This window comes from Vagococcus allomyrinae, from assembly GCF_017829975.1.
Lineage (GTDB): Bacteria > Bacillota > Bacilli > Lactobacillales > Vagococcaceae > Vagococcus_D > Vagococcus_D allomyrinae.
Genome location: NZ_JAEEGA010000009.1, coordinates 205,425 through 220,532 on the forward strand (window position 1 = coordinate 205,425; position 15,108 = coordinate 220,532).

Annotated in this window: 14 protein-coding genes; all 14 read left to right on the forward strand. The window is 40.8% G+C overall.

Annotated features, from left to right (window positions below; all coding sequences use genetic code 11):
- The first annotated feature begins 166 nt into the window (after positions 1 to 166).
- The 14 genes from I6N95_RS14805 (at position 167) to I6N95_RS14870 (ending at position 15,106) form a co-directional block, all read left to right on the forward strand.
- A complete protein-coding gene (locus I6N95_RS14805) occupies positions 167 to 1,018 on the forward strand; it encodes an AraC family transcriptional regulator (RefSeq protein WP_209529318.1) in 852 nt (283 codons plus the stop codon).
- Positions 1,008 to 1,463, forward strand: coding sequence for a GyrI-like domain-containing protein (locus I6N95_RS14810; RefSeq protein ID WP_209529320.1), 456 nt, complete (start codon positions 1,008 to 1,010; stop codon positions 1,461 to 1,463). Before I6N95_RS14805 ends, I6N95_RS14810 begins: the two co-directional genes overlap by 11 nt.
- Positions 1,464 to 1,466: 3 nt before the next feature.
- Positions 1,467 to 2,441: an ABC transporter ATP-binding protein gene (locus I6N95_RS14815; protein WP_209529322.1), complete on the forward strand. Its 975-nt coding sequence runs from the start codon at positions 1,467 to 1,469 to the stop codon at positions 2,439 to 2,441.
- On the forward strand, positions 2,407 to 3,162 hold the full coding sequence (locus I6N95_RS14820) for an ABC transporter permease (protein WP_209529324.1): 756 nt from the start codon (positions 2,407 to 2,409) through the stop codon (positions 3,160 to 3,162). Before I6N95_RS14815 ends, I6N95_RS14820 begins: the two co-directional genes overlap by 35 nt.
- 367 nt (positions 3,163 to 3,529) lie before the next feature.
- On the forward strand, positions 3,530 to 6,052 hold the full coding sequence (locus I6N95_RS14825; protein WP_209529326.1) for a sigma 54-interacting transcriptional regulator: 2,523 nt from the start codon (positions 3,530 to 3,532) through the stop codon (positions 6,050 to 6,052).
- Positions 6,053 to 6,206: 154 nt separating this feature from the next.
- A complete protein-coding gene (locus I6N95_RS14830; protein WP_209529327.1) occupies positions 6,207 to 6,656 on the forward strand; it encodes a PTS sugar transporter subunit IIA in 450 nt (149 codons plus the stop codon).
- Positions 6,628 to 7,107, forward strand: coding sequence for a PTS sugar transporter subunit IIB (locus tag I6N95_RS14835; RefSeq protein WP_209529329.1), 480 nt, complete (start codon positions 6,628 to 6,630; stop codon positions 7,105 to 7,107). Before I6N95_RS14830 ends, I6N95_RS14835 begins: the two co-directional genes overlap by 29 nt.
- A gap of 49 nt (positions 7,108 to 7,156) precedes the next feature.
- Positions 7,157 to 7,918, forward strand: a complete 762-nt coding sequence (locus I6N95_RS14840; RefSeq protein WP_209529331.1) for a PTS mannose/fructose/sorbose/N-acetylgalactosamine transporter subunit IIC — start codon at positions 7,157 to 7,159, stop codon at positions 7,916 to 7,918.
- Between the two features lie 69 nt (positions 7,919 to 7,987).
- Positions 7,988 to 8,827: a PTS system mannose/fructose/sorbose family transporter subunit IID gene (locus I6N95_RS14845; protein WP_209529333.1), complete on the forward strand. Its 840-nt coding sequence runs from the start codon at positions 7,988 to 7,990 to the stop codon at positions 8,825 to 8,827.
- 23 nt (positions 8,828 to 8,850) lie between these two features.
- Complete coding sequence (locus tag I6N95_RS14850) at positions 8,851 to 9,909, forward strand: zinc-dependent alcohol dehydrogenase (protein WP_209529335.1); 1,059 nt, start codon at positions 8,851 to 8,853, stop codon at positions 9,907 to 9,909.
- 3 nt (positions 9,910 to 9,912) lie between these two features.
- Positions 9,913 to 10,794, forward strand: a complete 882-nt coding sequence (locus I6N95_RS14855; RefSeq protein WP_209529337.1) for a class II fructose-bisphosphate aldolase — start codon at positions 9,913 to 9,915, stop codon at positions 10,792 to 10,794.
- An 11-nt stretch (positions 10,795 to 10,805) separates the two neighbouring features.
- A complete protein-coding gene (locus I6N95_RS14860) occupies positions 10,806 to 11,480 on the forward strand; it encodes a ribulose-phosphate 3-epimerase (protein ID WP_209529339.1) in 675 nt (224 codons plus the stop codon).
- 475 nt (positions 11,481 to 11,955) lie between these two features.
- The gene (locus I6N95_RS14865; protein WP_209529341.1) at positions 11,956 to 14,022 is read left to right on the forward strand and encodes a BglG family transcription antiterminator; all 2,067 of its coding nucleotides are present in this window, start codon (positions 11,956 to 11,958) and stop codon (positions 14,020 to 14,022) included.
- 64 nt (positions 14,023 to 14,086) lie between these two features.
- On the forward strand, positions 14,087 to 15,106 hold the full coding sequence (locus I6N95_RS14870; RefSeq protein ID WP_209529342.1) for a zinc-dependent alcohol dehydrogenase: 1,020 nt from the start codon (positions 14,087 to 14,089) through the stop codon (positions 15,104 to 15,106).
- The last annotated feature ends 2 nt before the right edge of the window (positions 15,107 to 15,108 follow it).

Below are 15,108 nucleotides of genomic sequence, written 5' to 3' on the forward strand. Positions count from 1 at the left end.
TAAAAGCTGATTGTTTGTCTTAGACAAGCGATCGGTTTTTTATGAGTTCTAATCAACAATTGACATAAAAATTTAAGTTGCTTATCGTTAGTTTACAGAAGATAACCTTAAAAGAGAGGATATAAAATACGTGTTTATCTACAATGACTTTAGGAGGTGAGAACAGATGAATTGGCTAGAACACCTGAGTCAGGCAATTGCCTATTTGGAAGATAATTTAGCTGGCACCATTAGCTATGAGGAAGCCGCCAAAATCGCCTGTTGTACAGTCGGTTATTTTCAACGAACGTTTTCTTATTTGACGGGCATTACCGTGTCAGCCTATATCCGCCGTCGTCGAATGACCCTTGCTGGTTATGAGTTAAAGGGAACGGATCAAAAGATTATCGAGATCGCGCATAAATATGATTATTCGTCGCCAACTGCCTTTAATCGGGCCTTTACCAGTGTCCATGGCATGTCGCCTAGTCAGGCGCGAAAAAGTCAGAGTCAGCTGCATTCCTACGCTCCCCTAAGTTTTTCAATTCAACTACAAGGAGGTGAAAACATGAGTTATCGCATCATAGAAAAACCTGCCATGAATCTAGTAGGCATCAGCGTTCCCTTATCCTATGACAGGGAGGCAGACATGGCCATCGTTCCTGAATTTTGGCAAAAGACCATAGAGAATCCGCTTTTTGAGCAACTGTCTGACTTGGCCACTGAGCCTGTTGTTTACGGCATTACCGATACCAGCGCTGACCAACACTGTTATTATATCGCGGTTGAGGCAACGGATTGCCCCAAAGGCCTGATTAAGATTATGATACCACCAGCTAAACGGGTGATATTTGAGGCAGAAGGACCTTTGAAGGAGTCTGTCCAAACCATGTTTAAACGCTTTTTATTGGAATGGTTGCCATTCTCTCATTATGATTATAGTGGAGGCCCTGATATCGAGTTCTATCCCTTGGAACCAAAACACAACGAGCATTCAGAAATTTGGATTGCCATTAAGGAGAAAAAACATGACTTATAATGTAAACGAAAAAAATTGCGAAGCAATCAGAGTCGCCTATTTGCCCTTTGAAGGGGACACCCGCCAAGCCCCCAAAAAAATTCCCATGGTTTTTCGGGCAATTAAAGGCCAGACAAATGGAGCCCCATTTTTTAATTTTAGCCAGATGGACCCTGTGACAAAAATCGGCAAAGTGGAGCTGTGTCTGCCAACTAGGGAAGTTTCCTCCAATCCCGCTGTCCAAATCAAAAAAATACCAGCAACGCGAGCATTATCAGTGGTTCATATCGGTTCCTATGACACGCTTCTCAAGGCCTATCAAGCCATCGAAGCTTATGCCCTTGAACAACAATTTCAGCTGGACTCTCACTTTCGAGAAGTTTACCTAAAAGGGCCAGGGATGATTTGGCAAGGCAAGCCTGAAGACTATGTGACAGAAATAATCATACCGATCAAGGAGGGCTAGACCATGTATGCCATCGAAACCGATCAAATCAGTAAAACCTATGCCAGTGGTTTAGTAGCTCTTAAGGATGTGACCATCCAAGTCAAACAAGGAGAAGTCTTTTGTTTGTTGGGGCAAAATGGGGCAGGAAAATCCACCTTGATCAATATCTTGTCCACTTTTTTTAAAGCCACAACAGGAACCGTTAAACTGTTTGGCACCCCGTTAACCGATCAGACCATCATGGCTCTGAGATCCCAAGTGGGAACTGTCTCTCAGCAAATTTCCGTGGATACCCATTTATCCTTAAAAGAAAACATGCTTTTTCAGGCAGCCCTATATGATATCCCCAAGGAAAAAGCCGGTCAACAACTGACAGAACTAATTGACCGCTTTAATTTGACTGACTATTTAAATTACCCCGTTGTCTCCTTTTCAGGCGGCATTAAAAGACGTTTGGACATTGCCTTGGCCTTAATGTCCAGTCCGAAAGTGTTATTTTTAGATGAACCAACCGTTGGCATGGACGTTCAATCGCGGCAAGCCATGTGGCAAATGATTCAACAAATCAAAAGCGAATTAATGACCACGATCTTTTTAACGACTCACTATTTGGAAGAAGCCGAACAATTAAGTGACACGATCTGCATTATGAAAGATGGCCGCATCATCACTCAGGACAGCCAATCCAATCTTAAGGGGTATGTCAGTGACCAGCTGATTGAATTCACCTTTCCCACACCTACTAGAGCCATTAACAGCTTCGAGCATTTTAAGCAACACTTTGGAAAGAAAGTAACACTAAACGCAAGGACTATTCGCTTGTCAAAGCCCGAAAGAGACTTGGATTACTACCTGAACTGGCTGTTGCAAGAAGCGATTGAAGTTAGTGGCATCAACCGTGTTAGTTCGACTTTAGAAGATGTTTTCCTACGGTTAATAACAGAGGAAGGAGCTGAGGGGGATGAAAACCAAGGTCATTTTAAAACGGACCATTAAGTGGCGCTTTCACCATGGCTTTACCATTGTTGTGACGATCTTACAGCCGATGTTGTGGCTCGTCTTATACACCCAAGTAGCAAAAGCCTCTATGGTGGGTCTGGGCATTGACAATTATGTCACCTATGTTTTTTCGGGATTGCTATTTTTAGTCAGCTTTGGCGCTTGTAGCAGTGGTGGTATGATGAATTATTTAATGAAAGGCGATGGCAGTTTTTATCGCATCATTAAATCGCCAGTCAAAAGAAGTGCCATCGTTTTAGGACAAGTGATTGAATCCGTTTTGTGTTCGATGTTGGAAATATTGTTCATGTTTTTTGTGGCTCTTCTTTTAGGCCTACAGTTTCATTTTAGTATGGGGGCCATACTTTTGTCGTTGGTGATTATTTTGCTGGTAAATTTTTGTGTGGCTAATGCGACTTATTTGTTAAGTCTGATACTCCCTAATGAAATCATCTACGAGACGTTGATGAACGCCATTGTGTTGCCACTTTTCTTTTTAAGTCCAGCTTTGTTTCCTGTTGATAATTTATCTGGAATTTTAAAAGGGTTAATTGGACTGAATCCCTTCACTCATGCCATCACAACCATTCGCTCACTAATGTTAACAGGCCAGGTGGATGGGGCAGTATTAGTGGGCTCCATTAGTCTTTTTTTAGTTTTAGGAGTGGCTTTATTTATGTTAGCCTTGAGAAAGTTAAACAATGTGACGAATTATTAAGATGCCTGTGATGTTTGAAAAAAGGAGTAGCCCTCAGTTGGAGGCTGAGGGCTAGGAGATGCTTAGTTATCTGAGATAACTAAACGAATGAAAAAGTTTTGTTAGGGTTGTTTGTTGGCATAGTGATAGCTTAAGGGAAGAGGATGAACATCTTATGAATAAGTTGGTATAAGGATGGGATCAATCTGTTAAGAAAAGTGATAGCTAACGGGCATGACGCTTCAAAGATCATGAATTCTGAAATCGTCAATGGCGGACAATCCATTAGGTTAGTTTACAAATCCATATCCGTTATGCAGAAAGTGATGGTATAATGGGCTTGGGAAAATGATTGGATTGGTAAGAGACAAGATGAAGGAGTGATAAAATGACAGCGTTATCAAATAGTGAGAAAGTCCTCCACTATTTAAAAGAACAAACGTCGATTGATCTGACACATTCCAGAGGGCGAACAACAGCACAGATGTCTCAGATCTGTCAAATTGAGCGTACGCAAATGAGCAAATTATTAAATCAGTTAGTCGGAGCAGGAAAAGTTTGCAAGATCAAAGGTCGTCCAGTACATTATTATTACCTATCAGAAGAATACCAATTGTCACAATTTGAATTTGAATCAGAAAAAGAGCTGATTGACCAGCTGAGCGAGTCTTTGAAGGCGAAAAAGACTCGATCGCTTCAGGCGTTTGACTACTTAATAGGTGCCCAAGATAGTTTAAAAACACAAATGAAATTGGCCAAAGCGGCTATTTTATACCCACCAGCTGGCTTAAACACCTTGATTTTAGGACCAACGGGTGTTGGGAAAAGCTTATTTGCAGAAGTAATGTATCGTTATGCCATTGAAATAGGTCGTTTAGCCGAGTCCTCTCCTTTGGTTGTGCTGAACTGTGCCGACTATGCTGGCAATCCACAACTGTTGCTTTCACTCTTATTTGGTTATCGTCAGGGAGCATTCACTGGTGCGACTCAAGAGAAAGATGGGCTGATTAAAGAAGCGGATGGGGGGATTTTGTTTTTAGATGAGATCCACCGTTTGCCAGCTGAAGGTCAAGAGATGCTGTTTTCATTAATCGACCGAGGGAAATACCGCCGTTTAGGTGATACCAAAGAAACGTGTGAAGCCCGAGTGATGTTAATCGGTGCCACAACCGAAGTTATTAGTGATTCACTTTTGGGAACATTTCTCAGACGGATTCCTAATAAAATCACCTTGCCCACTTTAGAAGAACGCAGTAGCCGAGAGCGTTTGGCATTGTTGGATTTATTTTTGTTGAAAGAGTCAGACAAAGTTCAGTTACCGATTGAAGTCTCAGCGTTCGTTGTGTCATTTTTTCTTGCGTATACTTGTCAGGGAAACATTGGACAATTAAAAAATGATCTTAAAATGCTTTGTGCTACTACTTATGCCGAAGCGGTTTTGACTGATCAAACTCAAATTATCATCGATAAGACGCGATTGATTGAGGAGTACGGAGAGCTCTATCAAATCGCAGAGATAGTAAAGGAATATCAGAACCGAAATGAGGTTGCAGAAGATCGCCGCTATTATAGAGGGGTGTTATTTGCTGATAAAGATCTAAAAGATCAAGGCTTGTCAGATTATTATCATGCAAAGGAAGAAGAATTTTATCAGAAATTATTGAATAAATACACGACTCAAGTTACCGAGAACCGACAGACATTGCAACTTAAAAGCGAGATTCAGGCAGAACTGGAAACTTTTTTTAACTTAAGTTTAACCACAGACTCTCGGGATAATCAGGCTATTGGCAAGGTTGTGTCACAGCAAGTTTTAAGCGTTTTGACCCATTTTTTTGATAGCTGCGAGTATCAGGCCCTACAAGTTGACCAAAAGATGTTAAATAGCCTAGCTTTGCATATAGAAACTCTTTTGATTAAATTGAAAAAGGGCATGACAGTGAGCTCTCAAGTTGATTTTAATGATATTAATGCTCAAGATTATCAATTAGCTGAAAAACTAAAAAGGCAGTTAGAAGATGAATTTGATGTCTTGATTCCTTATCAGGAAGTGGTCGTAATGGCCGTTTTTTTGACAGCTGTCAGCGAACGACGAAAAGGAGAACGGATCGGTATTTTAGTGATTATGCATGGTGATAATGTCGCCTCCGGTATGGCCAAAGTCGCCAATGATTTGCTAGAAGCGGAAAACACTCATTTTATCAATATGCGGTTAACGGATAATGTCTCAGCTATCTATGAAAAAGCCAGTAAAAAAGTTCGGGAAATAGATCGGGGCAAGGGAGTTCTTTTATTGGTTGACATGGGGTCGCTAGTGTTTTTTGCTGAAAAAATCGCCACTGAGACTGGCATTGATGTTCAATATCTAACCATGGTCAATACCCCCATGGTAATTGAAGCGGCGCGTAAATCGCAATACACCAATTTAACACTGAACCAACTGATCGAAGAAATCATTATGGAAAGTCAATACATTGGTCACCGACAAATAAGTGGCAGTGAGGAGCAAGATGATTATTTTGAGATCTTTGATAATCGCGTATTTTCTCAGTATGAGCGGATGCGCCTGATTGGGCTCGTCAAACAATCAGCTGTATTTGTGAATGCCGGTAAAGCGTGTCAGCAACTAGCCAAGTATCTTGCGGCCATCCATCAGGGAGTGCCTTTGACAATTGAGAAAAACTTGCTAATTAAGTTTGTCCTTCATGGGGTGAGCATGATCGAGCGGGCGATTGCCAATGAACAAATCCATTTAAGTCAGTTTAGCTGTCAAAATCCAAGACTTTTTTCTGTGCTTAAAGAGCAAATCTGGGTGTTGGAAGAAAGTTTTAACTGTCAGTTTTCTGAAGGGGAGCTTTATTATTTAGAAGAATTTATCGCCCCTTATGTTAGCATGCACACAATTTCTTGAAACTTGCACAGATTGAAGACAATCACTCTTAGGAGTGCACTGTCTTCTTTTTTTTGTCACAGTTGAGGGGGAAAGTGGCTGAGAAGGGGATTGATTGAATTGGCATGAAAGTTGCTTAATTAAGAAGTGAAAAGAAAGGAGGGACAAGTGATTTATGATTGGAATAATTGTTTTATCTCACGGTGACTTTGCCGAGGAGGCGATTCAATCAGCGGCTTTATTGGCCGGTCAGCAACCGAGCTTAATAGGCATAGGGTTACATCACGGGAAGGCACCAGAACAATTTCGACAAGAATTGCAAGTAGCGATTAAAAAGCTGGACGTTGGCGAAGGAGTTTTAGTTTTGGTCGATTTTTATGGTGGGACGCCAGCCAATGAAGTCATGAAATTAATGAAGACTCAGCCGATTCATGTTGTTTCAGGTCTCAACCTGGGAATGTTGTTGGAAGTGATTTTAAAACGAGACCAGGTTTCGTTGGCCGATTTAGCTGCTATCGCTGTTAACAGTGGCGTGGCGACTATTGTGGACATGAACCAACGTTATCAAGAGCTGACAAAAGAAGGAGAGGACGGTAATGAAGAATGTCGTATTAGCGAGAATTGATGATCGCTTGATTCACGGTCAAGTCATGACCTCTTGGTTAAATGTAACAGGGGCCACGCGCATTATCATTGTAGATGACGAAACTGCTCAGGATGCTTTTTTGAAGATGATCGTCACATCCGTTGCACCGGCTAACGTTAAGACGGAGGTCTATACAATTGAAGAGGCGGTGACCGTTTTTAAGGGATTGGCAGAGCGATCAGAGAAAGTCATCGTTTTGGTAAAATATCCAAGTGTTTTGGTCAATTTGGCTGAGAAGGGGATCGTATTTGCAGAGATTAATATTGGTGGGATGGGGGCTAAAGAAGGGCGGCAAAAGTTTTATAAAAACATTTCAGCTTCTCCCGAAGAATTACAGGCGCTGTCCGTGTTAATTGCGAAAGGAAGTGACATCTTTATTCAAATTATCGCTGAAGATAAAGCGATTGATGTGAAAAAATTGATTAAATAAACAGTGGGTGAGGTGAGTGCTCACTCTTTATGGAAAGGAGTATCATAAAATGGAAATTTCATTACTACAAGCATTTCTCATCGGCCTTGTGTATTATTTGGGGATTACAGGAACCCCTTGGTTATCAACTTTAGGAACGATCTCGTTTATTCAAAAGCCATTAGTCGCAGGAACGGTGGTTGGTTTTATTTTAGGGGATCCGATTCAAGGCGTGATTATCGGTTCCGCTATTCAACTGCCTTATATTGCATTTATCTCAGCTGGCGGAACGGCCCCAGTGGATCCAGGTTTAGCAGGTACTTTGGGAACGGCTCTTGCGATGGCAGCAGGTGTCGATGGGGCGACAGCGATTACCTTGGCGATTCCGATCGGATTGTTGGGAACTATAATTTGGGTCGCTCATATGACAATAGACGTTTTTTTCGTTCATATGGCAGACAAAGCAGCTGAAGAAGGAAACCTTGAGCGAATTAACTTTTTACACGTTGTACCACCACAAATTGTCTTGTTTTTGATGAGTGTCATTCCCGTAACCTTAGCCGGTTATTTCGGAGCGGGCGTGGTCACGAGTTTAATTGGGTATTTAGAAGGCACTCCCTTACATGTTTTGCAAGTTATTGGCGGTTTATTGCCCGCTTTGGGGATTGCCATGAATTTGCGCTCAATTAATCGGCCTAACACGTTATTATTTTTTGTGACAGGCTTTATCATGTTTACGTATTTATCATTGGATATTATCGTGATTGCTATCCTGGGTGGGATTATCGCTTACTTTTATACCACATTAAGCGACACAAAAGGCATGGCATAAGGCAAATGGAATTAGTTAGGGACGTTAATTTGCAGTCAGTAGCGTTTTTACAAGATAAGGAGGATCAAAATGGAAGAAGTTCAAGAAAAAGTTGTCACTAAAAAACTGGAAAAACGAGAAGTAGCTCGCTCATTTTGGCGTTGGACGTTTTTTAGTCATGCTAACTATAATTATGAGCGTTTGGAAGCTACCGGGTTGGTTCACGCCTTAAGCCCGATTATTAAAAAATTGTATCAAGATGACCCAGCAGAATTTAAACAGTCTTTGAAACGGCATATGTCTTTTTTTAATACAGAGCCACACTTCGGCGGGGTGATTGTCGGAATGGTGATTGCCATGGAGGAAGACAGAGCCAATGGGGCACCGATTACTGATGAAGCCATCAATGGTATCAAAACAGGATTAATGGGGCCTTTTGCCGGAATTGGTGATACCTTATGGCAAGGAACTTTGACCCCGATATTATTGGCCTTTGGTATCAGTTTAGGCGCAGAAGGTAATTTGATGGGGCCGGTGGTTTACGGTCTATTAATGTTTGGTATTATGTGGTCAATCGCATATTTTGCTTGGATGAAGGGATATGAATTAGGTAAGGCTGGCATTGAAAAAGTCTTAGGCGGAAATTTTTTACAACAGATTATCACTGGTGCATCAGCCATGGGGGCGATTGTGCTCGGGGCACTATCCGCTAGCTTTGTGTCGGTATCCTCCCCATTTATTATTAAAGTGGGCCAGGTGGAACTGGGGTTACAAGCAGATATCCTGGATAAACTTTTTAAAGGGATTTTGCCATTAGGGATCACGTTATTGACACTCTTTTTACTTAAAAATCGGCAGATGAAATCCACCAAAGTTATGTTGATTTTAGTGGGCATTGGGATTCTATTTGGGGTTTTGAATCTCTTATAATAGTCAGAAAGGAAGGATGTAAAATGGAATTAGCTAGAACAGCTGTTTTTCGCGGCGTTAAGGATTTAAGCATGGAGACTTATCCCAAACCTAAAGCAAGTCCAGGGAAAGTTGTGATGAAGGTTACAGCCTGTGCGATTTGTACTTGGGAGCAGCGGGTGTATTCAGGAGTCAAAGAGGTCGTCTTCCCTTTTATTGGGGGCCATGAGATATCAGGTGAAATCGTGGCAGTGGGAACGGGCGTTAACCCAGAGTATTGGCAAATCGGTGACAAGGTTGTCTATGGTGCGGGGATGGTTTGTGGCGATTGTTATTTCTGTAAGATTGGCCAGGAACAAAATTGTCAGCATTTTGATCACAGCAAACAGTTAGAAGGGCTACCTCATAAAGGCATGGGTGGCTTTTCTGAATACATGGTCTGCGATCCCCGATTTCTTTTTCACTATGAGCGAGTGAGCCCAGAAGAAGCTGCTTTAACAGAGCCCTTATCTTGTGTCATTCACAGTTGTGAGACAGCTAACATCCAATATGGTGACACCGTTGTTATTATTGGCTGTGGCATTATGGGGTTGTTGCACACTCAGTTGGCCATTAAAAGTGGGGCCCGAGTCATCTGTTCTGACATGAATGATCAGCGGTTGGCTTTGGCCAAATCACTGGGTGCCCATCACATTGTCAATCCCCAAAAAGCAGATCTCAAAACGAGTGTTATGGAGCTGACACAAGGCGTTGGCGCGCAAGTTGTTTTTGATACGACGCCAGTTCATCAGGTTGCGGCAGAGGCTGTCACCTTGTTGGCTCAATTAGGGTGTCTCGTCTTGTATTCCTCTTTTTACCCAGATGAACCAATTGGGGTTAGTCCTGATCGGCTGCATAAACGAGGGACTCGGATTGTCGGCACGGCTAATTCCAATAGCCGCGATTTTGTTAGAGCGACCCAATTAATTAGTCAGGGAATTATCGATGTCAGTCCCTTCATCAGTCAAATCTATTCTTTTGATGATATCCATTTGGCCATGGAAAAGGCAATATCAGGAGAAAACTACCGAGTGGTGGTAAACATGCAAGAAAGGAAGGCGTAAAATATGTTAGTCACATTAAAGACATTGTTAACCGATGCTAAAAAGCAACAGCGAGCTGTTGGGGCATTTAACGCCCCCAATCTGGAAACGATTCGTGCTGCAATTGAAGCGGCTGAGGAGTTGCAATCACCCGTTATTTTGCAGCATGCAGAAGGTCATGATAGTTTGATTCCTTTAGCGGAAATTGGCCCAATTATGTTGGATTATGCTAAAAGAGCCACTGTTCCGGTAGCCGTTCATCTGGATCATGGGGCGTCTTTTGACGCATGCCTACAAGCCATTCGCTTAGGTTTTACTTCAATCATGTATGATGCATCAAGTAAAGCGTATCAGGATAATTTGAAAGAAACCAAAGAAATCGTCAAGATTGCTCACAGTGTGGGGGTGTCAGTTGAAGCAGAACTGGGGCATATTTTCACCTCTGCGCTAGGTGGGGGGGAAGGACGCGCTGTTGATCCAGAAGAGGTTTACGATGATGTAGAAGCGATTTACACCGATCCCGAAATAGCCAAAGAATTTGTCCTTGAAACAGAGGTGGATTGTTTGGCGATTGCTTTTGGCACGGTTCATGGCGTGTATCTAAAGGAGCCAAAATTGGACTTACCAAGAATAAAAAAAATCCGTGATGCCACGGCTCTCCCTTTAGTCATGCATGGCGGCTCAGGGGTGTCGGAAGCTGACTACCGGACGGCTATAGCCAATGGCATTTGCAAGATAAATTATTATACTTACGGCAATCAGGCCGGGGGCCGGGCGGTAGCCGATTATATCCGGCAAGTTTCTACTGATGATCAATTATTTTTTGAAGACGTTGTGACCAGCGGAACAGCGGGTATTAAAGCCGATCTTAAAGCTGCTATGGCCATTTTTAAGAATACGATCTAAGGAGGATGTCAATGAAAAAAGTCGTGGCGTCAATTATGTGTGCCAATGCCATGAAGATGCAAACAGAACTAAACGCCTTAGCTGAGGCTGGCATCGATTGGTTGCATTGCGATGTGATGGATGCTGTTTTTGTGGATAATTTGGCAATGGCTCCTTATAATTTACAACCAATCGTTGCTGATCGTCGTTTTACAACAGACATCCATTTGGCGGCTTGTCATCCGGAAACTATAGCCAAGCTCTTTTTCGCGACCCCACCTGATTATCTGACATTTCATATTGAAGCTTGTCGCGACCCTGCTCAATTAATTGAAGCCATTCATTCTCAAGGAATTAAGGCAGGCATTGCCATTAGCCCAGCCACTGATTTAGATCAGTTGCTACCATTTGTGGCAAAGGTTGATCTTGTGCTAGTTATGACGGTTCCACCAGGATTTTCTGGGCAAGCTTTTAGGAATAGGGTCTTGCCGAAACTCAGAGCACTTCAAGATTATCTAAAGACACTCGAAGTTCCTCCTTTAGTTCAAGTTGATGGTAATATCAACTTGCAGACAATCAAGCAAATTAATGCTTATGGCTCAGCTAATTTATTTGTAGTTGGAACGTCAGGATTATTTAATGGGGAGCAGTGGAGTTATCGTGAGAAGGTTGAGGCGTTAAAGAAGGTTATTGGAGTAAGTGGTTAAAAGTGATCAAAGTCTTGTGTCCAAAATTAGCCGAGTTATTTTAGGAAAACCAGAAAAGACTTGTTAATTTTTATGATGGGTCGGCTATTGTTAAAGTTGTTGCCTCTAACTGTAAGTAGTTTAAACAGTTAGAGGCTATTTTCTGTGTGAAAACGTCACAATTGAAATTAACCTCAATTTATGAGGAATTAGTTCAGTTCTTTTAGGATGATTGAGTTAAAAAGCCGTTTCATAGGAAGTGGAAGATCGTGCTCTTTAGTTTTTCACTAGATCTGCTTCAAAGCCAATACGTTCCGATAAGGGGAGAGTGTTCGAAGTCTAAAGGATCGTCTTTCTAGCTGAGCTAGAGCAATTAAAGAGTTTAATCAATCTCTCAAGCCCATTTATTTGGTAAGGGGTTACAAAGATTGAACCAAAAGAAGATACTTTTTGTAAGAATGCTCGCTTATAATGAAAATGTAAGGAGGAGAGAGACATGTTCATAGATTCTCGAGGTCGATTGATATTAGAAGAGTTAGCCCTCTATCAAGGAAGAGTCGTGACGAAGAAAATGATGGAGAAGTACGATTTAAATTCACGTCAGATCGATTACTCACTTGTAAAAATCAATGATTATTTGACTTATCACCAAATGGAAAAGGTTATTAAAGTGAATGGTGAGCTAATTGCCAATTTTGATGTATTAGACGTTCTTTCAAAACTCAAGAAATACAGTAAGAAAGTCTATGTTCTTTCAGAAGAAGAACGGGTTGAATTAAGTTTATTGTTGTTAATCGCTCAAGAGCAGCCACTTTCCTTACAAGATTTTATCATTGACTTAGGAATTAGTAAAAATACCGCCTTAAAAAATATGAAAAATGTGAAGAAAATGTTAGCTCGTTACAAATTGACACTCGTTTATTCACGCAATGCAGGGTATCAGGTAGAAGGAAAAGAAACCGCTATCCGATCGTTACTAAGAGACGTTGTTATTAAGCTTGTGGACGATCAAATTAAAACAGATTACCTACTTTCACTGCTAAAAATTGAACAAGAACTTGAGATTGTTCGTGATAAGATGACTGAATTAGAAAAAAAATTGTCGATCGTTTATACAGATCATCGTCATACAGCTGTTTCATTACTTATTGCTATTTTTCTTCGCAGAATTCAAAGTAGCAAAATAATTGAAGAGCGGATCCCTGATAAGAAAGCTATTTTAGAAACTCAAGAATATCAAGAGATGGCTAATATGTTTGAAAAAGCAGGTATTCCAGATATTGAAATGATTTATTTTACGATCTATGTACTGGCAATTGATATCTCTAAAGTGGAGGATGTCTTGGAAAACGACATTCCTAATTTAAGATTGGCAATCGATGAACTTATTGATCTATTTGAGAAAAAAGCTTGTATTATTTTTTTTGACCGCAGGTTCTTAATTAAAATGTTAACTCAACATTTAAAGCCAGCTTATTATCGCGTTAAATATCGCCTAAATTTAACCAAAGGGTTTGATGAAACTTTGGTGAATGAAGCGACAGGAAAAGAGTTTCATAATATTTATCAAATTGTTGAAACCTGTGTTAGACCAATAGAAAAAGTTTTCGGCAAACCGTTACCTGTAACAGAATTAAGATTGCTGACACTGATTTTTGCAGGAGAAATGACCAGTGAGCGTAATGAACAAAAAGAACAATATCGTGCTGCGGTTGTTTGTTCAGAAGGGATTTCAGTTTCACGTCTCCTATATTTAACATTAGCAAATCTAATTCCGGAACTACATTTTTTGCAACCGATGTCTTATCGTGAATTAGTCAGTATGGATTCAGCTAGCTATGATTTGGTTATCGCTCCTTTTTATGTCGAAACCACTAAAAAATTGATTATTATTGATCCCGTGATCACGCAAAAAAATCGCAATCGTATTAGAGAAAAAGTATTAAGTCAGTTATATGGATTTACTACAACAAGATTAAGCGTTGAGCGAATTATGGAGATCGTTCGTCAGCACACCAATATTCAAAATGAACAGCAACTCGTATCAAATTTAGCCAATTACATGTACGTTCCTGAAAAGAAAGTGAAAAGAAACAATCTGACCTTATCAAGTTCCAGTCCTAATTTATCAGAATTATTCCCGAAAGAACACATTACCAAAGTAAAACAAGTGGCTGATTGGCAAGAAGCATTGAGCGTTGTTGCCGAACCCTTAATTCGTGATGGCTCGATTGTTCCTGAATACATCGAAAAAATTATTGAAAACTATACTAAGGCCATGCCTCATATCGTTTTTGGCAAAGAAATAGCGATTCCCCATGCGAATGCGGAGCCTTTAGTCAAGCAACTTGCCATGAGCATGTTAATTATTGAAGCTGGCGTAACATTTAGTGACACTCAAACGGTTCATATTGTGATCTTACTAGCAACACCAGATAAGCAGTCTCATTTAACGGCGATGCTTCAGCTGTTGGATTTATCTGCTGCTGATGATGATGTAACGAAATTGATAACAAGTTCATCAGTAGACAGTATTATAGATATTCTACAATCTTTTTGTTAAAAACTAGCTAGTTTTTATTCAGGTGACGACCTGAAATTAAAAATATAATGGAGGGTTATTATCAATGAAACAAATTGTTTATTATGGAATTGAGGATATTCGCTTAAAAGAAGTAGCTGTACCAGTGCCTGCTGCAGGTGAAGTAGTCGTGAAAAATAAGGTCACGTTAACATGTGGTACCGATTGTAAAATGTTTATGCGTGGTTATCGCTATAATCCACCACACTTAATTGGTCATGAAGCTGCGGGTGATGTTGTGTCAGTGGGAGAGGGGGTTACTAAATTTAAAATTGGTGATCGCGTCGTGGCTCACAATACAGCACCTTGTCATAAATGTTATTGGTGCAAGAAAGGGCAACATTCAATGTGTGTTGATCTACCTTCTAATTTGGGTTCCTATGCAGAATATCAGCTAATTCCCAAAAATATTGTGGAAGAAACCATGTTTCTAATGCCGGATGACATGGACTATAAACAAGCAGCCTTAACAGAGCCCCTATCATGTGCAGTTTACGGCATTGATCAGGTGGATATCGAACAAGGTGACAGTGTTGTTGTAAATGGTTGCGGACCAATTGGCCTGATGTTTATTCGATTGGCCTATCTTAAAGGGGCGCGAGTCATTGCCTGTGATAATAAGCAAAACCGTTTGGAATTAGCTAAGAAAATGGGGGCATTACATCTAATTAACATTCAAGAACAAGATCAAATCCAAGCAGTGCGTGAATTGATCGAAGACGCAAGGGGTGTTGATGTGGCGATTGAAGCGGCAGGCTTACCAGAAGTATGGGAAATTGCTTTCCAGCAAGTTAGAGCTGGCGGTCAAGTTCTGTGTTTTGGTGGCACCAAAACTGGCACGCAAGTAACTTTTGACTGCACAAGAATGCACTATGAACAAATTACAGTCAAAGGCGTTTTCCACACAACGCCGATACATGTTAATGCCGCCTTTGAATTATTAAAAATGAAGGCAATCTCAGCGGAAGATTTTGTTGAAAATGAGTACACCATTGAGGAAACTGAAATGGCTATTCGTGAACATGCTGCAGGTAAAGTCATTAAGAATTGTATTATTTATAACTAAGA

What these genes read in the sequence shown, in the direction of transcription:
- I6N95_RS14835 (WP_209529329.1), top strand. Translation starts at nt 6,628, where the DNA reads ATGAAGAATGTCGTATTAGCGAGAATTGATGATCGCTTGATTCACGGT.
- I6N95_RS14870 (WP_209529342.1), top strand. Translation starts at nt 14,087, where the DNA reads ATGAAACAAATTGTTTATTATGGAATTGAGGATATTCGCTTAAAAGAA.
- I6N95_RS14805 (WP_209529318.1), top strand. Translation starts at nt 167, where the DNA reads ATGAATTGGCTAGAACACCTGAGTCAGGCAATTGCCTATTTGGAAGAT.
- I6N95_RS14850 (WP_209529335.1), top strand. Translation starts at nt 8,851, where the DNA reads ATGGAATTAGCTAGAACAGCTGTTTTTCGCGGCGTTAAGGATTTAAGC.
- I6N95_RS14810 (WP_209529320.1), top strand. Translation starts at nt 1,008, where the DNA reads ATGACTTATAATGTAAACGAAAAAAATTGCGAAGCAATCAGAGTCGCC.
- I6N95_RS14820 (WP_209529324.1), top strand. Translation starts at nt 2,407, where the DNA reads ATGAAAACCAAGGTCATTTTAAAACGGACCATTAAGTGGCGCTTTCAC.
- I6N95_RS14840 (WP_209529331.1), top strand. Translation starts at nt 7,157, where the DNA reads ATGGAAATTTCATTACTACAAGCATTTCTCATCGGCCTTGTGTATTAT.
- I6N95_RS14865 (WP_209529341.1), top strand. Translation starts at nt 11,956, where the DNA reads ATGTTCATAGATTCTCGAGGTCGATTGATATTAGAAGAGTTAGCCCTC.
- I6N95_RS14845 (WP_209529333.1), top strand. Translation starts at nt 7,988, where the DNA reads ATGGAAGAAGTTCAAGAAAAAGTTGTCACTAAAAAACTGGAAAAACGA.
- I6N95_RS14815 (WP_209529322.1), top strand. Translation starts at nt 1,467, where the DNA reads ATGTATGCCATCGAAACCGATCAAATCAGTAAAACCTATGCCAGTGGT.
- I6N95_RS14855 (WP_209529337.1), top strand. Translation starts at nt 9,913, where the DNA reads ATGTTAGTCACATTAAAGACATTGTTAACCGATGCTAAAAAGCAACAG.
- I6N95_RS14830 (WP_209529327.1), top strand. Translation starts at nt 6,207, where the DNA reads ATGATTGGAATAATTGTTTTATCTCACGGTGACTTTGCCGAGGAGGCG.
- I6N95_RS14825 (WP_209529326.1), top strand. Translation starts at nt 3,530, where the DNA reads ATGACAGCGTTATCAAATAGTGAGAAAGTCCTCCACTATTTAAAAGAA.
- I6N95_RS14860 (WP_209529339.1), top strand. Translation starts at nt 10,806, where the DNA reads ATGAAAAAAGTCGTGGCGTCAATTATGTGTGCCAATGCCATGAAGATG.